At 62.9% G+C, this 20,678-nt stretch carries 19 protein-coding genes and 1 pseudogene; 3 read left to right on the top strand and 17 right to left on the bottom strand.

Annotated elements, in window-relative coordinates; genetic code table 11:
* From AC0L7P_RS05570 to AC0L7P_RS05545, 6 genes and pseudogenes are all read right to left on the bottom strand, one after another.
* The gene (locus AC0L7P_RS05570; RefSeq protein ID WP_473434831.1) at positions 1-156 is read right to left on the bottom strand and encodes a hypothetical protein; all 156 of its coding nucleotides are present in this window, start codon (positions 154-156) and stop codon (positions 1-3) included.
* Complete coding sequence (locus AC0L7P_RS05565; RefSeq protein ID WP_473434830.1) at positions 126-842, bottom strand: trypsin-like serine peptidase; 717 nt, start codon at positions 840-842, stop codon at positions 126-128. Before AC0L7P_RS05565 ends, AC0L7P_RS05570 begins: the two co-directional genes overlap by 31 nt.
* On the bottom strand, positions 839-1,651 hold the full coding sequence (locus AC0L7P_RS05560) for a trypsin-like serine peptidase (protein WP_473434829.1): 813 nt from the start codon (positions 1,649-1,651) through the stop codon (positions 839-841). The genes AC0L7P_RS05565 and AC0L7P_RS05560 overlap by 4 nt, the downstream gene beginning before the upstream one ends.
* A gap of 99 nt (positions 1,652-1,750) precedes the next feature.
* On the bottom strand, positions 1,751-3,034 hold the full coding sequence (glcF, locus tag AC0L7P_RS05555) for a glycolate oxidase subunit GlcF (protein ID WP_473434828.1): 1,284 nt from the start codon (positions 3,032-3,034) through the stop codon (positions 1,751-1,753).
* Positions 3,035-3,040: 6 nt separating this feature from the next.
* Complete coding sequence (locus tag AC0L7P_RS05550; protein WP_473435407.1) at positions 3,041-4,153, bottom strand: FAD-binding protein; 1,113 nt, start codon at positions 4,151-4,153, stop codon at positions 3,041-3,043.
* A gap of 51 nt (positions 4,154-4,204) precedes the next feature.
* A pseudogene (locus tag AC0L7P_RS05545) lies at positions 4,205-5,638 on the bottom strand (FAD-linked oxidase C-terminal domain-containing protein).
* 89 nt (positions 5,639-5,727) lie between these two features.
* Between AC0L7P_RS05545 and AC0L7P_RS05540 the strand changes: the two are divergent.
* The gene (locus tag AC0L7P_RS05540; protein WP_473434827.1) at positions 5,728-6,435 is read left to right on the top strand and encodes a DUF599 domain-containing protein; all 708 of its coding nucleotides are present in this window, start codon (positions 5,728-5,730) and stop codon (positions 6,433-6,435) included.
* A 56-nt stretch (positions 6,436-6,491) separates the two neighbouring features.
* Complete coding sequence (locus AC0L7P_RS05535) at positions 6,492-6,848, top strand: hypothetical protein (protein ID WP_473434826.1); 357 nt, start codon at positions 6,492-6,494, stop codon at positions 6,846-6,848.
* Here the strand turns inward: AC0L7P_RS05535 and AC0L7P_RS05530 are convergent.
* Genes AC0L7P_RS05530 through AC0L7P_RS05515 form a run of 4 tightly spaced genes read right to left on the bottom strand, consistent with a single transcriptional unit; the run spans position 6,845 to position 13,562 of the window.
* Positions 6,845-8,914 carry a hypothetical protein gene (locus tag AC0L7P_RS05530; RefSeq protein ID WP_473434825.1) on the bottom strand — a complete coding sequence of 690 codons (2,070 nt, stop codon included), beginning with the start codon at positions 8,912-8,914 and terminating at the stop codon, positions 6,845-6,847. The genes AC0L7P_RS05535 and AC0L7P_RS05530 overlap by 4 nt on opposite strands.
* Positions 8,915-8,917: 3 nt before the next feature.
* Positions 8,918-11,683, bottom strand: a complete 2,766-nt coding sequence (locus AC0L7P_RS05525) for a DUF4159 domain-containing protein (protein ID WP_473434824.1) — start codon at positions 11,681-11,683, stop codon at positions 8,918-8,920.
* Positions 11,683-12,558, bottom strand: coding sequence for a DUF58 domain-containing protein (locus AC0L7P_RS05520; RefSeq protein WP_473434823.1), 876 nt, complete (start codon positions 12,556-12,558; stop codon positions 11,683-11,685). The genes AC0L7P_RS05525 and AC0L7P_RS05520 overlap by 1 nt, the downstream gene beginning before the upstream one ends.
* Positions 12,555-13,562, bottom strand: a complete 1,008-nt coding sequence (locus AC0L7P_RS05515) for an AAA family ATPase (protein ID WP_473434822.1) — start codon at positions 13,560-13,562, stop codon at positions 12,555-12,557. The genes AC0L7P_RS05520 and AC0L7P_RS05515 overlap by 4 nt, the downstream gene beginning before the upstream one ends.
* A gap of 70 nt (positions 13,563-13,632) precedes the next feature.
* Here AC0L7P_RS05515 and AC0L7P_RS05510 point away from each other — a divergent pair, with 70 nt between their 5' ends.
* A complete protein-coding gene (locus AC0L7P_RS05510; protein ID WP_473434821.1) occupies positions 13,633-14,220 on the top strand; it encodes a DUF1285 domain-containing protein in 588 nt (195 codons plus the stop codon).
* 11 nt (positions 14,221-14,231) lie between these two features.
* On the opposite strand, the gene AC0L7P_RS05505 is transcribed toward AC0L7P_RS05510, so the two are convergent.
* The 7 genes from AC0L7P_RS05505 to AC0L7P_RS05475 form a co-directional block, all read right to left on the bottom strand.
* The gene (locus AC0L7P_RS05505; protein WP_473434820.1) at positions 14,232-14,582 is read right to left on the bottom strand and encodes an H-type lectin domain-containing protein; all 351 of its coding nucleotides are present in this window, start codon (positions 14,580-14,582) and stop codon (positions 14,232-14,234) included.
* Positions 14,583-14,694: 112 nt separating this feature from the next.
* On the bottom strand, positions 14,695-15,120 hold the full coding sequence (locus AC0L7P_RS05500; RefSeq protein ID WP_473434819.1) for a F0F1 ATP synthase subunit epsilon: 426 nt from the start codon (positions 15,118-15,120) through the stop codon (positions 14,695-14,697).
* Positions 15,121-15,179: 59 nt separating this feature from the next.
* Positions 15,180-16,604, bottom strand: coding sequence for a F0F1 ATP synthase subunit beta (gene atpD, locus AC0L7P_RS05495; RefSeq protein WP_473434818.1), 1,425 nt, complete (start codon positions 16,602-16,604; stop codon positions 15,180-15,182).
* A gap of 19 nt (positions 16,605-16,623) precedes the next feature.
* Entirely contained in the window at positions 16,624-17,490 is an 867-nt protein-coding gene (locus tag AC0L7P_RS05490; RefSeq protein ID WP_473434817.1) for a F0F1 ATP synthase subunit gamma, read from the bottom strand.
* 22 nt (positions 17,491-17,512) lie between these two features.
* A complete protein-coding gene (atpA, locus tag AC0L7P_RS05485) occupies positions 17,513-19,051 on the bottom strand; it encodes a F0F1 ATP synthase subunit alpha (RefSeq protein WP_473434816.1) in 1,539 nt (512 codons plus the stop codon).
* Positions 19,052-19,612: a F0F1 ATP synthase subunit delta gene (locus tag AC0L7P_RS05480; RefSeq protein WP_473434815.1), complete on the bottom strand. Its 561-nt coding sequence runs from the start codon at positions 19,610-19,612 to the stop codon at positions 19,052-19,054. It abuts the gene before it with no gap.
* A gap of 311 nt (positions 19,613-19,923) precedes the next feature.
* On the bottom strand, positions 19,924-20,670 hold the full coding sequence (locus AC0L7P_RS05475) for a class I SAM-dependent methyltransferase (RefSeq protein ID WP_473434814.1): 747 nt from the start codon (positions 20,668-20,670) through the stop codon (positions 19,924-19,926).
* Between the last annotated feature and the right edge of the window lie 8 nt (positions 20,671-20,678).

Raw genomic sequence — 20,678 nt, 5'->3', positions numbered from 1 at the left:
TCAATCGCGCGGGCGCGCCTTGATGAACCGCGCACCCGACGCCCTGTGATCGCGCCGGGGCACCACGCGGCGGGTGTTTGCCGGCGCCGCCTCGATCACGCCGCGCCCGGTGCGCAGGGCCGCTTTCAGTTCGGCCAGAACCGGCGGAATATCCATGCCATAGGCCACCTTCCGTCCGCGGAATTCCCCCCCGATGACACGATTGAAACGATCCGGGCGCGACGGCCCGACAGATCGAACACCGGCGCGCCGGACGACCCGAACGTCACATCACACGACAGCATGATCAGGGCATCGCGACTGTCCAGCACCCCGCAGCGCCGCTGCCACGACAAGGCAGCGGCCCGGCCCCGGGCATAAGACACCACCGATACCTCCTGTCCGCGCGTTGGCATGGCTTCAACGACAAAAGGCGCGGCAATGCTGGCCGGGATCGGCTGATCCAGTTCCAGCAGCGCCAGATCGAACCGGATCTGCCCCGCACGGCCCATGGTCGGATCAGCATAGACCGGATGTACCACGGCGCGTTTCACGCCACGATCCGCCACCGCCAACCCATCGCGCAAACCCGCGCGAAACCGGACCGCGCCCAGGTCATGGGCCTTGCCCGCCATCCGGTCAAACAGGCAATGCCCCGCTGTCAACACCAGATCGGTGGCAATCAATACCCCCGAACAGAACCCCTGCCCGCCAATATCAACCCGCCCCACAGCCTCCCATCCCAACCCCTCAGAGCGAAGGGAAAGCCGTTTCAGCCCGGAATCCTGAGCAAATACCGGCGCCGGTCCACAGGCGAGCAGACCCAGGACCAGCGCAAGGAAGGCGTGGCAGACCGCCCTCATGGTTTCAGAAATTTCGCAAAACGACCGCTGCCATGGTTGAGTTGGCTCAACCGCGATGTCGAACGCCCGAACACCCCGTCATTCTCTTGCAACAGCGCCATGAGCACCGCCAGAGGCTGTTCCAGCGAGGTGCCGATCGACACCTTCTGTTCCTTCATATCGGCCATGGCCGACACCACCGATACAATCTCGGGGCGCCCGCCATCCAGCACAAAGACCGGCGCGCCTGACGATCCGAAATCCACCTGACACGACAGGATCAGCGCGCCGGATTGGCGGGCCAGAACATGGCAGGTCTTTTGCAGGCTGGGCCGTTCGGCACGATCATGGGCATAGGACACGACACCGACGCTATCGCCCTTTTGCGGGCGGGCATGGGTCGCAAATGGGGTGATGCGGCTGTTGCGGATCGGGCGGTCCAACTGGATCAGCGCCAGATCCCGGGCAATCCGGCCCATCGCCTTGTCGTTGATGTCATAATCCGGGTGCACCACGCTGCGCCGCGCCCCGCGATAGGCCTGGGCGCGGCCATCGCGCCAGCCTGCCAGAAACTCGATCTTGTCATCGTCGAACCTCCGCCCGGTGCGTTTGTCAAACAGACAATGGGCGGCGGTCAGAACAATATCCTCGGCAATCAGCGCCCCGGTGCAAAACGCTGTGTCGCCAAAATTCAGCCGCCCGACGGCATCCCAGCCGCGACTGTCATCCGCCGTAAGCAGGGTGCGCAACCCGGTTTCCTCTTGCGCCTGCGCGCCCAACGCGGCCAGCACCGCCATCGCGCCTCCAACAATTGCCCCGATCAACCGCATGCTATACTCCCTTGCCTTAACAAAGAGATAATCACGTTATTGGGCAGAGTTGCGGCAGAACCCTAGCGAAGGCGCGGCACTTGCGGGGCACCGCCATGGTCAAGCGCCGCTGGCCGCGGCCCCCGTGGCCCAGTCAAGCAATTCAACCGTATGCACCACCGGCACCTCCGCCGCGCTGCCGATCTGCATCATACAGCCGATATTGCCGGCGGCGATCACATCGGGGTCTTTCGCCATCAACGTCGAAACCTTGCGCGTTTTCAACTCCTTGCTGATTTCAGGCTGCATCAGGTTATAGGTACCGGCCGAGCCACAACACAGATGGCTGTCTTTCGGTTCAACCACCTCAAACCCGGCCCGTTTCAACAAATCCTTTGGCGCGCTCTTGATCTGCTGCCCATGTTGCAGGGAACAGGCCGCATGATAGGCCACGCGCAGGCCTTTTGTATCAACCGGCAGGTCATCAGGCAGCAATTTCACCAACACTTCGGACACATCCATCGCCAGTTCCGAAACCTTTGCCGCCTCCGCCGCCAAAGGATCATTGCGCAGCATATGCCCATAATCCTTCACCGTCGTGCCACAGCCGCTGGTGTTGATCACGATCGCATCCAGCGCATCGCGCCCATCCTCGGCCATCCAGGCCTTGATGTTGCGCGCCGCCGCCGCGTGGCTCTCCTCCTCGCGCCCCATGTGATGCACCAGCGCCCCGCAACACCCCATCCCATCGGCCACCACCACCTCGGCCCCCAATCGGGTCAACAAACGGATCGTGGCATCGTTGATATCGGTGTTCAGCGCCTTTTGCGCGCACCCCGTCAACAGGGCCACGCGCATCTTGCGCGCGCCCTCGGCGGCAAACACCTGCGGGTCGTCGTTGCGGCTTACCGGCGGCACCTTTTTCGGGGCCATCTCCAACATCGCGCGCAACCGCGCATCAGGCACCAGAAAGGCAAAGGGCCGCCCGATCTTGGCCCCCAACAGCGCCAGCCGGAACAGCATCGGATTGGGCAGCACCTTGGCCAAAGTCCAGCGCAGCACCCGTTCCATCATCGGGCGCCGATAGGTCTTTTCGATATGGGCGCGGGCATGATCGACCAGATGCATGTAATGCACCCCCGACGGGCAGGTCGTCATACAGGCCAGACACGACAGGCAGCGGTCGATGTGTTTCACCGTTTTCGCATCGGCCGGCCGGTCATTTTCCAGCATGTCCTTGATCAGGTAAATCCGCCCCCGGGGGCTGTCCAATTCATCCCCCAACACCTGATAGGTGGGGCAAGTGGCCGTGCAGAACCCGCAATGCACACAGGCCCGCAAAATCTCATTGCTGCGCGCGGTGGCCGGATTTTTCAACTGTTCAGGCGTGAAATTCGTCTGCATGTTCCGCTATCCCATCCGTCCGGGGTTCAAGATGCCGCGCGGGTCAAACTGGGCGCGGATACCCGCGCTGATCGCCGCCAGCGGCGCGGGTTCGGGGTGAAATGTCCCCAGCAACGCGTGGGTTTCGGGCGCCGCGCGCACCAAGGTGGCATGGCCGCGGATACCCGCCAACGCGCCGCGCAGATCCGCGCCCGCCGCCGTCCCGGCCCAGATCAACCCACCACCCCAATCAAACAACAACCGCGCATCAGGCAGCCGCGCCGCAATGGTGGCCCCGTCACCGGGCTTGACCGAGATCCGCCAGACATCCTCATCCGTTCCGGCAAATGTGGCACCATTGGCAATATCGCGCCACAGATCACCGACACGGCCCGCATCCATATCCACCTCTGCCGCACCGAAGGTGGCCAGCAACGCCTGCAACCGCCCCGCCCGATAGGCAACCGAATTGGCAAAGCCCTCGATACGGATCAACGCTCGCCCCTCGTGAAAGGCCGCACCGGAAACTTCAAACGGTGATCCCAACGCGGCAGACAGGGCCGCAATCCCCTGCGCCACATCCAACCCGGACAGCGAAACCACCGCCTGTGTCGCGGTGCAAGGCAACACCTTGAAACTGACCTCACTCAATACCCCCAGCGTGCCATGGGAACCGGCCATCAGTTTGACCAGATCGTACCCGGTGACATTCTTCATCACCCGCCCACCGTTCTTGATCGCATCCCCGCGCCCATCGACAAACCGCACCCCGATCAGACTGTCCCGGCACGCCCCCGCCTGAATCCGGCGTGGCCCCGAAACATTGGCCGCCACCACACCGCCAATGGTCGGCACACCATCGGTGCCCAACACCACCCGATGATCCATCGGCTCAAACGGCAGGCGCTGGTTTTCCGCCGCCAGCGCCGCCTCCACTTCGGCCAAGGGCGTCCCGGCCCGCGCCACAAGGGTCAGCGCCCCCGGTTCATACAGCGTGATCCCCGACAGGCCCGCCGTGCTCAACCGCTCACCCACGCGCGGCACAACCGCTCCCCGGGTGCCGCCCCCTTCAACCCACAAAGGGCCATCGGCATCACGCACCATCGCGCCCAATTCCGCCTCATCCCTGGGCAAAAGCATCGCATCCCCCTGCTTTTTACTGATAAAAATACTCAAATCCCAACGCCTGCGTCATATGGCCCGGCGGCTTTCGGTGCTGGCCAGCGGAAACACCTTGGCCGGGTTCAACAACCATTTCGGGTCGAACACATCTTTGATCCGCAACTGCGCCTCCAAATCCACCGGATCGTATTGATCCACCATCAGATCGCGCTTTTCGATCCCCACGCCATGCTCCCCGGTCAGGCAGCCGCCCACCTCGACACACAGGCGCAGAATGTCGGCGCCCATCGCCTCGCATTTTTCCAGGCTCGCCGGGGGTGTTGGCATCGAACAGAATCAGCGGGTGCATGTTGCCATCCCCCGCATGAAACACATTGCCAACGTCCAGCCCGTATTCAATCGACAATTCCTTGATCCGGCGCAGCACATGGGGCAGCGACGACACCGGGATCGTCCCGTCCAGACACATGTAATCATTGATCTGCCCCATGGCGCCAAAGGCCGATTTGCGGCCCAGCCAGATCTTGGCGCTTTCCTCGGCGGATTTGCTTTCGCGCAGTTCCACGGGGGTATGCCTGCGGGCAATCTCGATAATCAGGGCAAGCTGTTCGTCGATCTCGGCATCGCTGCCCTCGACCTCGACAATCAGCAACGCCTCGCAATCGGGGTATCCCGCGTGGGCAAAGGCCTCGGTCGCGCGAATACAGGGGCGGTCCATGAATTCGATGGCCACCGGCAACACCCCCGCCTTGATGATGTCGGACACGCAGGCCCCTGCCACCTCATTGTCGTCAAATCCGATCAACACCGGGCGCGCGCCTTCGGGCTTGTGCAGAATCCGCAGGGTCGCCTCGGTCACGACCCCCAGTTGGCCTTCCGAGCCACAAATCACCCCCAACAGGTCCAGCCCTGGCGCATCCAGATGGGCACCGCCGATTTCCACCACGGTGCCATCCATCAAAACCATGGTCACGCCCAACAGGTTGTTGGTCGTCACGCCGTATTTCAGGCAATGCGCCCCGCCGCTGTTCATCCCGATGTTGCCGGCAATCGCACAGGCCAGTTGCGAACTGGGGTCGGGGGCGTAAAAGAACCCGTCATCCTCGACCGCGCCGGTCACCGAAAGATTGGTGCGCCCGGTCTGCACCCGCACGACACGGTTGGGATAATCGGCCTCTAACACTTCATTCAGCCGCGCCACCCCAAGGATCACGCAATCCGCCGTGGGCAAGGCCCCCCGGCCAGCGATGTGCCCGATCCGCGCGGCACCACCGGCACGCCCATCTCGTGGCACAGTTTCAGCACCGCCGACACCTCATCGGTGCTGGACGGCAAAACGGCGCACAGCGGCGGACAGCGATAGGCAGTCAGCGCGTCGCATTCATAGGCCTTGGTTTCCCGCGCCTCATGGATCACCGCATGGGCAGGCAGAAGCTTTTGCAAGGCGGTCACAATTTCGGCCTTGCGGCCAATGATGGTGGCATTCGGGGCGGGCATATCCATGGGCGGCACTCCTGCGGGGCGATTGGTAAGAAAATATAACCAATTTTCCCATCTGGCAACCCGCTATCCTTGCCCCTAATGTCACGGGCATGACATTGATTGATCGTCTTACCCTGCTGTCGCTTCTTGATGCCGCTTCGGTCGCGGTGCTGCTGGTCGGCTGGGCGGTGATCGGCTGGTGGATCGAAAGGGAAGATGCGGCGCATCCTTCGGTGACCGTCATCATGATGCGATACCGGCGCGACTGGATGCAGGAAATGGTCACCCGGGAACCGCGCATCTTTGACGCCACGGTCCTGGGCGCCCTGCGCCAAAGCACGTCGTTCTTTGCCTCGACCAGCGTGATCGCGATTGGCGGGGTGCTGGCCCTGATCGGCAATGCCGAACGTCTGGGCGGAGTGGCGGCCGAACTCTCGTTGACCAGCGTGCCGGATTTTATCTGGGAACTGAAACTGGGCCTTGTGGCACTGCTGTTGACCAATGCGTTTCTGCGCTTTGTCTGGTCCAACCGCCTGTTTGGATATTGCGCCGTGGTGATGGCCGCGGTGCCCAATGCCATCGACAATCCGCTTACCTATCCCCGGGCGGTGCAGGCGGGCGAGTTGAACATCCGCGCGGCGTGGAATTTCAATCGCGGCCTCAGGTCGATGTATTTTGCCCTTGGCGCGCTGGCCTGGTTGCTGGGGCCTGTTCCCCTGCTGGTCGCCACGGCAACAACCCTGTGGATTCTCTGGTCGCGCGAGTTCCGCTCGCGCCCGCGCGACATTCTGCTGTCGGTGCCACCCGCGAAACCGTGAACTGCATGATCGCGGCGCCTATGGTATCACAAGGTACCCTGACACCGGAGCCTGCCATGAAACCTCTCGTCCTGTCCATCGCCTTGCTTTTCGCCACCCCGGCCCTGTCCGACCCGGCGCAGATCGAGGCGGTCACGGCCCGCGCCGACAGCGCGGGTTGGACATTTTCCGTCACCCTGCGCCACGCTGATACCGGATGGGATGATTACGCCGATGGCTGGCGGGTGGAACTGGCCGATGGCACGGTTCTGGGCGACCGCCCCCTTGCCCACCCCCACGAAACCGAACAACCCTTCACCCGGTCGCAATCGGGCATCGCGGTGCCGACAAGCGCGAACAAGGTGTTCATCCGCGCCCGCACCAAGGTTGAAGGCTGGGGCGAAACCACAACGCCGTTTGAAATGCCCCGTTAACGCCGCCCCTCGCGCAGCCAGGCGCCCACGGTCAGCAGCGCCGCCAACAGCAGGAACAGCCAGGCCGACACCAGCGGTATCACCGTGACATCCGCGGTCAAATAGGCCTTGCGTGGGGTAATCCCGATCCAGCCGCGCCCGGCGGCGGGCCGCCCTTCGCGCACCTGTCGCAGATCGGGAATGCCGTCTTCAACCGACATGACGCCCCCGCGCCGCAGATCCACCAAGGGCTGCAACAGACTGGCCGAGGCGACGGTTTGTTCAAACTCGCGCGGGGCAGCCGGGCCAAGGGCGATTACCGCGTCCTGATCGCCTTCGCGCAAACGATACAGCCCGATTTCCGGCGCGTCCCAATCCGCCGAAAATCGCCCCGGCGCCACCTGTTGCAGGGTCAGGGTGGTGGTGGTGCCATCGGGCGCGGTGATTTCGACATCGCCCACGGTATCTGACAGGGTGCGGCGCAACACAGTCATCCGCTGACCTTCCGCCGTTGCCGTCAGGGCCTCTTCGTCCAGTTCGGGTTCTTTCATCATCCAATGGGCCAGACGGCGCAGCAATTCCAACTGCGGCCCGCCGCCCTCAAACCCGCGCGACCACAGCCAGGCCTGATCCGAGGCCAAAAGCGCCACGCGCCCCTCGCCCACCCGGTTCAGGATCAACAGGGGCGCATCGTCCACGCCTTTCATCACCACCTGCCCGCCCAGCGGCGTCAGTTCGATCTGGCGCATCCAGCGGCCCCAACCGGGCAAACCATCAGCCGTCAGCGGCCCTTCGGCGGTGTCCAATCCCTGGGTCACCGGGTGCCGTTTCCCCAGATCGCTCAGGCGCGGCAGGAACCCCTGTTCGAACACCCGCGCCGTGGGCGCACCGGGCAGCACATCCCCCAGAGGCGAGCGATAGATCAGATCCGCACCGGCAAAATCCGGCCCCGCCGCCACCAGAACGGCCCCGCCCCGTTCCACATACTGACGAATATTGTCAAAATAAAGCGCGGGCAGAATGCCGCGCCGTTTATAGCGGTCGAACACGATCAGATCGAATTCATCGATCTTTTCCAGAAACAATTCGCGCGTGGGAAAGGCAATCAGCGACAGTTCCGTCACCGGCACGCCGTCCTGTTTTTCCGGCGGGCGCAGGATGGTGAAATGCACCAGATCGACGCTGCTGTCGGATTTCAGAAGGTTGCGCCAGGTGCGTTCGCCCGGGTGCGGCTCACCGCTCACCAGCAGAACGCGCAGCCGGTCGCGCACGCCGTTGATCTGCACCACGGCGGCATTGTTGCGGTCGGTCAGCTCGCCATCAATTTCCGGGGTGATGAACTGAATCACGTTCATGCCCCCGTGGGTCAGGGTGACGGGCAGTTCCAGATCCTCGTTCACCGGCACCTGAAAGGTCTGCATCGCGCCACCGTCCAGCGCGATCTGCAACAGCACCTCATCCGCCGCACCATCCGGCACCGCGCCCTGATCCTCGACCCGCACAGTCAGGGTGACAGGTTCGTCGATGATCGCAAAGGCGGGGGCGTTGGTGACCACCAGCCGCCTGTCCCAATCACTGCTGTGCCCGGTCAGCAGCACATGCAGCGGCGCGGGCAGATCGGGCGCCGCATCCACATCATGCAACCGCCCGTCCGTCAGCAGGATCGCACCGGCCAGCCGGGCGCGCGGTTCTTCGGCCATGGCCTCGGCAAGGGCCGTCATCAGCAAGGTGCCCTGATCACCCTCGCCATCCCCCAGATGCACCACCCGCAGTTCGGTGTTGTCCAGTTGCGCCACCTCGCGGGTAACGCCTGCAATAGCCTCGGCATTCTGCGCGGCGCGGTCGGCAATCCCCTGCGACGCACTTTCATCCACCACAAGGATCACGATGTCGCTCAGGGGGGCGCGATCCTCTTGTTGCAGCGAAGGATTGGCCAGCGCGACCAGCAGAACAACCGCCGCCAAACCGCGCAGCCACCACCCCGACAGCCCGCGCCAAAGGCACAGGGCGACAATACCACAGGCCAACGCGCCAAGCCCAGCCAGAACCGCGAGTGGCACAAGGGGATCAAAGATCACGCTATCCATGTTTCATTGCCCCAACCGATCCAGAAGAGCAGGCACATGCACCTGATCCGATTTATAATTCCCCGTCAGCACATGCATGATCAGGTTCACGCCAAACCGCATGGCAATTTCGCGCTGCCGTTCCCCGGCATAACCGCGCCCGACGGGAAACATCGCATTACCCCGTTCATCAACCGCCCAGGCCGCCGCCCAATCGTTGCCGCCGATCACCACCGGCGTCACGTTATCGTTGAGGTTGCGAAACGGCATCCCGTCCACCGTCTTGGCATCGGCGGGCGCCGCCTCGACCCAGACATCGCGGCTGTCAAAACGCCCCGGAAAATCCTGCAACAGATAAAAGGTGCGCGTCAGCACATGGTCACTTGGGATCGGCTCCAGCGGCGGCACGTCCAGCGCCCGGGCCAGTTGTTGCAGCTTGCGCCCGTTTTGCGACCCACCGCCAAACCGGGCAACATCGGCATCGCGGGTGTCAAACATGATCATCCCGCCCGTGCGCAGATAGGTGTTCAACCGCGCATAGGCCTCTTGGCTGGGCAGGGGTTGATCGGGGGTCACGGGCCAGTAAAGGAACGGAAAAAATGCCAGTTCATCGGTTTCAAGGTTCACGGCAATCGGGTCAGCCGGTTCAATCGAGGTGCGCGCGCTCAGAGTTCTGGACAGGCCCAACAGCCCGGCCTGTGCCACCCTGTCGACCTCGGGGTTGCCGGTAATCACATGGGCCAGAACCACCTCGGAGGTGGCACGCAGGGCGAAAGCGTCGTTCTTTTCCAGCGCCCAGCCGCTTTGCGGTGCCAAAACCAGCAGCGTCAGAACCACCACAGCGGCCCGCGCCCCGATCAGCCGCCCGGCAATCCACAGCGACGCCAGAACATCCAGCACCAAAAGCCCCAGCGCCGCCGACAAAAGCGGCCCCTGCAGGGCAGTTTCCCGCGCCACGGCCAGCCCCTCAACCGGGATACGCGGCGGCCAGATGGTGGGGGCCAGCGTGGTTTCATCTGAAATCACATTCAGCGCGATCCGCCGATCATCCCCGGCATAAAGCCCGGGCGGCGTTTGCGCCGATGGCACGGCAGCGGCCAGCGCGGCCCCGTCAATGCCGGGCAAGGTGCCGGCATCACCCGGCTGACCAAAGGCATTCAACACCACATCGGGCGTCCATGTGGTGCCTTCAAGATCCTCGGCGGTGGGGCGCGCGGGGCGGGTGGATACGGCCAGCCGCTCCAACATCTGAACAAACAGGCCCGACAGCGGCAGGGTGGACCATTCGGCGTTTGCCGTCACATGAAACAGCACCACCTGCCCCTGCCCAATCCGTTTGCGGGTGACCAGCGGCGTGCCATCGGCCAGCGCGGCAATCACCCGCCCCGCCAGATCGGGGTCGGGCTGCGCCATGACCTGGGCGTTCACCGTCACATCCTTTGGCACCGGCAGGCCAAAGAACGGCGATCCCTCGCCAAAGGCACGCAGGCCTTTCGGTTCGCCCCAGCTCATGGCGCCGCCCACGCTGCGGCCACCAGCGCGCAGGCGCACGGGCATCAGCGGATCCTCAGTCTCGCGGCTGATGTCACTGGCCGCAAGCCGCGGCCCGGCAAAGCGCAGCAGCAGACCGCCCTCCTTGATCCATGCCTCGATCGCCGTCGCCTCATCATCCGTGACGGTGGCCACATCGGCCAGAACGATCACATCGGGATTGGCCAAAAGGACATCATCCAGCGACCCGTCGATCAGATCGGCGGTGGGTTTCAACGCCTGTTCCAGATAATGGGTGGGCGACAAAAGTTGCAGCGCCTCGCGGTCATCGCGCCCGGCAATCAGGGCCACCTCGCGCCGTTTCAGCCCGTCATCCGTCAGGCTGACCGCCCCGGCGGACCGCACGCCATCCAGTTGAAACCGCGTAATCCGGTTGCGCAATTCAGGCGGCAGCGACAGGGCCAACTCGGCCCCTGTTTCACCATTGGCGAACGTCATGGTCGCCCGGGCCAGTTCCCGTTCGACCCCGTTCGGATCAAGGCCGAAACCGCTCACATCCACCGATTGCGCCTGCCCCGGCGTGGCGCGCAAGGCCGACAGGGTGATCGCGCCATCCCCGAACCGGGCGGGCGCAAGGGCCAGAACCGGGCGCGGGCTTTCGAACACCCGCAGGGGGCCGCGTGCCTCAAGGTTTTGCAAAACATCACCGCGCCAAGGGTGATCCAACCCATCCGACAGCCAAAGGGTTTCAAACTGCCCGCTCAGCGTATCGGCCCATTTCGACACTGCCGCGCCGTCAACGCCCCAAGGGTGCGGCTCAAGGCTGGGCAGGCGATTGGCCCAGGCATCGGCGGATTGAAACGGCAGATCGCCCCCCTCGGCAGGCAGATCGGTCAGCGACACCACGGCCACGGTGCGCCCATCGCGCCCCGCCTCATCCAGCGCACCGGCGATCCGGTCGATCCGGCGGGGCCAGTCGCGGGCGTCGGCCCATGTGCCATCAACCACGATCAGCATCGGCCCGGTGCCCGGCACCCGGTCATCGGGGTTCAGCACCGGCCCGGCGAACCCAACGATCACCGCCGCCACCGCCAGCATCCGCAGCAGCAACAGCCACCACGGGGTTTTATCGCTTTGCTGATCGTCATCCCTGAGGCCCAGCAACAGCGCCACACCGGGAAACCGCCGCCGGATCGGTGCCGGGGGCACAGCGCGCAACAACAGCCAGAGAATGGGCAGCGCCACAAGGCCCAGCAACAGCCAGGGCGCCGTGAAACCTATGCCGGAAAGGGTGAACATCAGTGGTCATGCTCCAACGCGCCAAACAACCACAACAGGGCCGAGGCCGCGCTTTGGCCCGTGTGATGGCAATGATATTGCCAACCGGTTGCGCGGGCCAGATCGCCCAACAGCGCCTTGCGCGCCGCCAGCCGGTCAAGATACCGGGCGCGCAGATCGCCGGCTTTCAGGGTTTCGTGGCGGACGGAACCGCCCATGGATTCGAAAATCGTGCGCCCGTCAAAAGGAAACGCCTCTTCCTGGGGGTCCAGCACTTGCAAAATCACGCCCTTCACGCCGCGAACCGCCGCTTCGGTCAGGGCCGCTGTCACCGGCGCGGGATCGCCCAGAAAATCCGACACGAACAGAGCGCGCGAACGGGGCAGTATCCCCCGCACCTCGGGGGCACCGTAATCGGGGGTGTCCGCGTCATCAGACAGCGCCGCCGCCAGTCGCAACAATTGCACCGCCCCCGAGCGCGGCGGCAGGCCAACACCCGACAGGCCTACACGTTCGCCGCCCCGCACGAGCAGAATTGCCAGCGCCATGGCCAACAATCGCGCCCGCGATGCCTTGGTCGCCAGCCCCTTGTCCGAGGAAAACCCCATGCTGCGGGCATTATCGACCCAAAGAAGCACGGATTGTGCCGCCTGCCATTCCTTTTCCTGCACGTAATGGGCATCGCTGCGCCCCGAGCGGCGCCAATCAACCGAGCGCGCCTCGTCCCCCGGCATGGCGGGGCGGTATTGCCAGAATTCATCGCCCGCCCCGGCCCGCCGACGCCCGTGCGCCCCCAGCATCACCGACTGCGCCAGATGTTGCGCATCCGCCAGCAGGGGCGGCAGCGGTGCAGCCAGCCCTTCGGCAGAGGCGCGGAGTTCGGCGGCGTGGCTCACGCAGCGGCCTCGACACGGGTGACATGGGCCACCACGGTTGCAATCACCTGTGCCAGGTTTTCACCCCGCGCCCGCGCCGCAAAGGTCAGCGCCATACGGTGCGACAGAACCGGTATCGCCATGGCCGCCACATCGTCGACAGAGGGCGCCAACCGGCCATCCAGCAAGGCCCGCGCGCGCACCGTCAGCATCAAAGCCTGTGCCGCCCGTGGCCCCGGCCCCCAGCCCACAGCGCCGCGCACCGCATCCGGCGCGCTGGCATCTTCGGGGCGGCAGGCGCGCACCAGATCGAGAATCGCCTCGACCACCGTATCGCCCACCGGCATCCGCCGCAGCAGGGTTTGCGCGGCCAACAGTTCGGCGGCGGAAAACACGTTGACCGATTCGTCCTCTTGCACGCCCGTGGTGGCGATCAGGATGTCACGCTCGGTCGCGCGGTCTGGGTAAGGCACGTCAATCTGCACCAGAAACCGGTCAAGCTGTGCTTCGGGCAGGGGGTATGTTCCTTCCTGCTCGATCGGGTTCTGGGTGGCCAGAACATGGAAAGGCAGGCTCAGGGCGTGGGGCTGACCGGCGATGGTCACGGTTTTTTCCTGCATCGCCTGAAGCAGGGCCGATTGGGTACGGGGGCTGGCCCGGTTGATTTCATCGGCCAGCAAAAGCTGACAAAACACCGGTCCCTGAATGAACCGAAAGGCCCGGCTGCCGTCCTGTGCAGTTTCCAGCACCTCGGACCCCAGAATATCGGCGGGCATCAGATCGGGGGTGAATTGCACCCGCGCGCCATCCAGCCCCATGACCGTGGACAGGGTATCGACCAGCCGCGTCTTGCCCAGACCCGGCAACCCGATCAGCAACCCGTGGCCGCCACACAGCAGCGCCGACAAAACCAGATCGACAACCTGCCCCTGACCGATAAAGCGGCGGGTGATGCTGTCCTTGGCATGGCTCAGCTTTTCGCCCAATGTCTCGATCTCAGCGATCAGCGTGTCGGCCTCGGCCATGACATCTCTCCGTTAATGACTATGTTGCTATTAGATAGACCTATCGTGACGGCGACAAATGGCAAAAGCAATGAGGGGACAAAACATCGTGAAACCCAGTGCCGAAGGCATCGCTGCCAGCGCGCGTGCCGCATCCAAAGGCGGATTGCCGCCGGTTCATCTGTGGAATCCGCCTTTCTGTGGCGATCTGGATATCCGCATCGCGCGGGATGGAACATGGTTCTACCTTGGCACCCCCATCGGACGCAAACGGTTGGTTCGGCTGTTTTCCACGGTTCTGAAACGTGAGGGCGACAATTATTTTCTTGTCACCCCGGTCGAAAAGGTGGGGATCACCGTTGAGGATGCGCCCTTCGTCGCCGTTGATTTCAACGTCACCGGCACAGGGCGCGACCAGAGTATCCGTTTTGAAACCAATGTGGGCGACATCACCACCGCCGACGCCGACCACCCGATCCGTGTGATCCGCGACGCGACAACAGGCGAGCCTTCGCCCTATGTCATGGTGCGCGCCGGCATGGAGGCGCTGATCGACCGCAAGAGTTTTTACCGGCTGGTCGATCTGGGCGAGGCATCGCACCATAAAGGGGCCGATTGGTTTGGCCTTTGGTCGGGGGGCGAATTCTTTCCGATGATACCGCTGGCCGAATTGGGTTAAACAACCCGCGATCAGTACAGCTCCCAGTCGTCTTCGTCGACGGCGGCGCCCATGGCTGTCCAATCGGCACGCACCCGGGCGATGCGGGTGTCGCCCCAGGTGCGAAACACCATCCAGAACCCCTCTGGTGTGACCCGGTTGAACGACAGATCGGCACGGGGATTGGTTGTCTGGTCCATGTCCCACATGGACATCGACACCTGAATCACCGGCGCATCACGAAACGCTTCGCCGAACCGGACCTCGCGCTGCAATTCACGTTCGCCCTGCCCCGACCACATCTGGCCGTTGTCCTTGTAATCGGCAAACAACAGGACCGTGCCCTGCTGCACTCCAAGAACCCGCGCATCTATCCGCCGCATTGTTGCTTCTCCCAGTTGACATAATTGGCAAACCACGCCGTACAAACAACAAAGGCCCCACGGATATCCGGGGGCCTTATCCTGCTTATCACTTGTCGGATCAGAGCGACGTTTACTTGGTCGACAATCCGATATGAGTGCCCATGGCAACCATATCTGCCAACAGCTTGGCCGCGTCATCAACGGGGCCGGGTTCGTTCTGGAACGTGGCCTTGGCGGTTTCGTGGGCGTCGACCGCCTCTTGCACCATTTCGTCCATATGCTCTTGAGTGACATCCCCCCGGGGCATGGCACGTTCGGCCAGAACCGTCACCCCATCGGCACCGATCTCGGCAAAGCCGCCGGTGACGACATATTCGTTCACCCCGTCGGGGCCAGAGGCCCGCAACAGGCCCGGGCGCAGGGTTGTGATCGTGGGCGCATGGGACGGCATCGCCGTCATATCGCCTTCGGTGCCCGGAATCTGAACCTCGGTCACCTGCACCGCAGCCAGGCTGCGTTCCGGGCTGACCAGGTTGAATTGCATCGTTTCGGCCATGTCGGCTCCTTACGGTACTTGACCGGCACGCCCCGAAAAAGGGGCGCGCCGAAAGATCATCACGCGGCGTCGGCAGCCATCTTTTGCGCCTTGGCTTTCACATCCTCGATGCCGCCAACCATATAGAAGGCACCTTCGGGAAGGTGATCGTATTCGCCGGCGACAACCGCCTTGAACGACGCGATGGTTTCTTCCAGCGGCACCTGAATGCCCGGCGAACCGGTAAACACCTGTGCCACGTCGAACGGCTGGCTGAGGAAACGCTGGATCTTGCGGGCGCGCGTCACGGTCAGTTTGTCTTCTTCGCTCAGTTCGTCCATCCCGAGGATGGCGATGATGTCCTGCAACGATTTGTAACGCTGAAGGATACCCTGAACGTCACGGGCCACCTGATAGTGCTCTTCGCCCAGAACCACCGGATCCATCAAACGCGAGGTAGAATCAAGCGGGTCAACGGCCGGGTAGATGCCCAGCTCCGAAATCGCACGGCTGAGGTTGGTGGTGGCGTCGAGGTGGGCAAAGGAGGTTGCCGGTGCCGGGTCGGTAAGGTCATCCGCAGGCACATAGATCGCCTGAACCGAAGTGATCGAACCGGCCTTGGTCGAGGTGATACGTTCCTGCAACTGGCCCATGTCGGTGGCCAGCGTCGGCTGATAACCAACGGCAGAAGGGATACGACCCAGAAGCGCCGAAACCTCGGAACCCGCCTGGGTAAAGCGGAAGATGTTGTCGACAAAGAACAACACGTCAGTGCCCGACTGATCGCGGAACTGCTCGGCCAGGGTCAGGCCAGACAGGGCAACACGCATACGCGCACCCGGAGGCTCGTTCATCTGGCCATAGACCAGCGCCACCTTGGATTCGGGCAGGTTGTCCGGAACGATAACACCGGATTCGATCATCTCATGGTACAGATCGTTACCCTCGCGGGTCCGTTCCCCCACACCGGCGAACACGGAAAATCCGCTGTGCACCTTGGCGATGTTGTTGATCAGTTCCATGATCAGAACTGTCTTGCCCACACCGGCACCGCCGAACAGGCCGATCTTACCACCCTTGGCGTAAGGCGCCAGAAGGTCGATGACCTTGATCCCCGTTACGAGGATTTCCGAGCTGGTCGACTGCGCGGCGAAATCGGGCGCGGGCTGGTGGATCGGGCGTTTTTCGTCGGTGGTGACGGGTCCGCCTTCGTCTACCGGCTCGCCGATGACGTTCAGGATACGGCCCAGGGTGCCGCTGCCCACGGGCACGGTGATCGGGCCACCGGTGTCCGACACGGCGGCGCCCCGCACAAGGCCCTCGGTGCCGTCCATGGCAATGGTGCGCACGGTGCTTTCGCCCAAATGCTGGGCCACTTCCAGCACCAGACGCTTGCCGTTGTTCTCGGTTTCAAGGGCGTTCAAAATTTGCGGAAGGTCACCGTCAAAGTGCACGTCCACGACGGCGCCGATGACCTGGGTAACCTTGCCTTTAGCGTTTGCCATTTTTTGTCTCCGGTTCGTCTTAGAGCGCTTCCGCGCCCGAAATAATTTCGATCAGCTCGTTGGTAATCACGGCCTGACGCGAGCGGTTGAATTCGATGGTCAGCTTGTCGATCATCTCGCCTGCGTTGCGCGTGGCGTTGTCCATCGCAGACATCCGCGCACCCTGTTCGCTTGCAGCGTTTTCCAGCAGAGCGGTAAAAATCTGCGTGGCAACGTTGCGCGGCAGCAAATCGGCCAGAATGCCTTCTTCGCTGGGCTCGTAATCGTAAAGCGTGCTTTCCTCGGCCGGTTCGAACGTGGCCGGGATGATCTGTTGCTCGGTCGGGATCTGGGAAATCACGTTCACGAACTGGCTGTAATAGATCGTGCAGACGTCGAATTCACCGTTGTCGAACCGCCCCAGCACATCCTTGGCGACATCCTGAGCATTGGTATAGCCCAGACGCTTTACCTCGCTCATGTCGACATGACCGATAAGGTAATCGCCATAATCCCGGCGCAACTGATCGCGGCCCTTCTTGCCAACGGTCAGAATCTTGACGGTCTTGCCCTCGGCCAGCAGCTTTTGGATGCGCGCCTTCGCCTTTTTGACGATCGAGCTGTTAAAGCCGCCGCACAATCCGCGTTCCGATGTCATCACCACCAACAGGTGGGTTTGGTCGCTGCCCGTTCCGGCCAGAAGGCGCGGGGCGGTATCGCTGCCCTGCACCGATTGGGCCAGCCCCGACATCACGGCGTTGAACCGTTCGGCATAGGGGCGCGCAGCCTCGGCGGCATCCTGGGCGCGGCGCAGTTTTGCAGCCGCGACCATTTGCATCGCCTTGGTGATCTTGCGGGTCGATTTGACCGACGCGATCCGGTTTTTGAGGTCCTTCAGGCTAGGCATCTAGACTGTCCTTCCGGGAATTTCAGGCTGCGAAGTCGTCGGCAAACTCACCGATGGCGGCGCGGATGCGGTCTTCGGCATCACCCTTTACCTTGGGGTCTTCGGCGGTGATCCAATCCAGCATTTCGCTGTGCTTGGAACGCAGATGGTTCAGCAGGCCCGCCTCGAAACGACCAACGGCCTTGACCGGGATCTTGTCGAGATAACCCTTTGTGCCCGCCAGAATGACGCAAACGATTTCGGCGTTTGTCAGGGGCGAATACTGGGGCTGCTTCATCAACTCGGTCAGGCGGGCGCCGCGGTTCAGCAACTGCTGGGTCGAGGCGTCGAGATCGGAACCGAACTGCGCAAACGCCGCCATCTCACGGTACTGGGCAAGCTCCAGCTTGACCGGGCCAGCGACCGATTTCATCGCGTTCGTCTGGGCGGATGAGCCAACGCGCGACACCGAAAGACCGGTGTTCACGGCGGGGCGGATGCCCTGATAGAACAATTCGGTTTCCAGAAAGATCTGGCCGTCGGTGATCGAAATCACGTTGGTCGGAATAAACGCCGAAACGTCGCCACCCTGAGTTTCGATAATCGGCAACGCGGTCAGCGATCCGGCACCGTTGTCTTCGTTCAGCTTGGCCGAACGCTCCAGCAAACGAGAGTGCAGATAGAACACGTCACCGGGATAGGCTTCACGTCCGGGCGGACGACGCAGCAGCAGCGACATCTGGCGATAGGCCACGGCCTGTTTGGACAGATCATCATAGATGATCAGCGCGTGACGGCCATTGTCGCGGTAAAATTCGGCCATGGCAGTGGCGGCATAGGGCGCCAGGAACTGCATCGGCGCCGGGTCGGACGCGGTGGCGGCCACGATGGTCGTGTATTCGATGGCGCCGGTTTCTTCCAGCTTCTTCACCAACTGCGCCACGGTCGAACGCTTTTGGCCGATGGCGACATAGATGCAATAGAGCTTCTGGCTCTCATCCGTGGCGGCATCGTTATAGGATTTCTGGTTCAGGATCGTGTCAAGCGCCACGGCGGTTTTACCGGTCTGACGGTCACCGATGATCAGCTCGCGCTGGCCACGGCCAACGGGGATCATGGCGTCGATCGCCTTCATGCCGGTCGCCATCGGCTCGTGTACCGATTTACGCGGGATGATGCCCGGCGCCTTGCTGTCGGCCACGCGACGCTCGGTCGCGTCGATCGGGCCTTTGCCGTCGATCGGGGCACCCAGACCGTCAACAACCCGGCCCAGCAGGCCGTCACCGGCGGGCACGTCCACGATCGAGTTGGTGCGCTTTACAACGTCACCTTCCTTGATGTCGCGGTCCGAACCGAAAATAACGATCCCGACGTTGTCGGTTTCCAGGTTCAGCGCCATGCCCTGAATTCCACCGGGGAATTCGACCATCTCACCGGCCTGCACGTTATCAAGGCCATGAACCCGGGCGATACCGTCACCAACCGACAACACGCGGCCAACTTCGGCCACTTCGGCGTCTTGCCCGAAGTTCTTGATCTGGTCCTTGAGGATCGCAGAAATTTCGGCTGCTTGGATACCCATCTATCCGACCTCTTTCATAATGTTCTGGAGTGCATTCAGTTTGGCGCGGACCGACGTGTCGATCATTTGCGAGCCCACCTTGACGACAAGGCCGCCAATCAGTTCGGGGTCGACAGCCACATTAATATTCACCTCTTTGCCGACCGCCTTTTTCAGGGTCTCGGCAAGGGATTTCTGTTGTGCCGCTGTCAGCTTGGTCGCGGCGGTGACATCGGCCGTCACCTCGCCTTTTTCGTCAGCGATCAACCCTCGCAGCGCCGTCAGCAGTTGCGGCAGCACGAACAGACGCCGCTTGCTGGCCATCAGGCGCAGGGTGTTGGCCATTGTCGCGCTCAGATCCATCTTGTCAGCCAGGGCGCCGATTGCGGCCTCCTGCTGATCGCGGGTGAACAGAGGCGACGAGATCAGCGTGCGAAAATCGTCGCTGTCGGACATGGCTGCGCCAAGCGCCGCAATGTCACTCTCAATGGCCGGCAAGGCCTTGTCTTCCTTCGCCAGGGAAAACACTGCCGTGGCATAACGCCCGGCAATCCCTGTGGAGATCGAAGCTGGTTCGGACACGTCCACCCTTTCGATGTCTTTACGCCCCGAACATCATCGCAGGACGATGTGTTCAGCGCAGTTGAAAAGACGCCCCCTCACGGACACGTCATCAAAGTCGGCGTGGGTGTAGCAGAGGTATCCCCCCCGCAACAGTCTAAGGCACCTGCCGCACAGGAAGGATGGAAGACGGGGACACCCCCTAATATCCGCAATATTTCATTTTATATCAGCGGCATAAATCGCACAAAGCGTGCCCTGCACCCGCCCGCGTATGTGGTTTTTTTCCCACGCGCCCCGATGCCATAGGGTAAGAGCGCCGCTTTATGGCCTCAAACCGGTTTGACCCCGGGCACAGCAAGGCCATCCAGCACCCGCAGCGGGCGGCGCACCGAATCCTTCAGACCCGGCCCGTGGCGGGCGGGCACCTGCTTGCTCACTTCCACCATAAGAATGCCACCGGCATAATGCCCCGACACCTTGCGCCCGACCCGTTCCATGAAATCCCCGGCCTTCAGCCAGAACCGCCTCTCGGACGGGGGCTGAAACAGCGCGGCAACATGGCGTTCGGGTTTGAACCCGGCCTGCTTCAGTTGCGATTCGAGCTGGCTCAGACTGTAGGGGCGCCCAAAACCAAACGGCGTGCGGTCGCGCCGCGCCCACATTCCCGCACGGTTCGGCACGATGAACAGCGCCCGCCCCGAGGGTTTCAGCACGCGCCAGGCCTCTTCCAACAGCGATGTCGGGTTTTCGCTGCTTTCCAGCCCGTGCATCATCACCAGGCGATCGGCTGTTTCACGCTCCAGCGGCCACAGGGTTTCTTCGCACAGGACCGAAACATTCGCCATGCCCGCAGGCCATGGCATCACCCCTTGCGGCCCTGGCATCAGCCCGACAACCCGGCGCGCATCGGCCAGATAGGGGCGCAACAACGGCACGGCAAAGCCGAACCCCACCACGGTCTGTCCTTTTGCGTCGGGCCACAGGTGCAACACCCGCCCCCGCACAGCGCGCTGTGCAGCACGGCCAAGGCGCGTGCGGTAATAGAATGTCCGAAGATCAAGTACGTCCAGGTGCATTGCCGACA

This window comes from Oceaniglobus sp. K40-3 (assembly GCF_055808395.1).
Note: the sequence above shows the minus strand (reverse complement) of the source record. Positions and strands in the feature narration are given on the sequence as shown.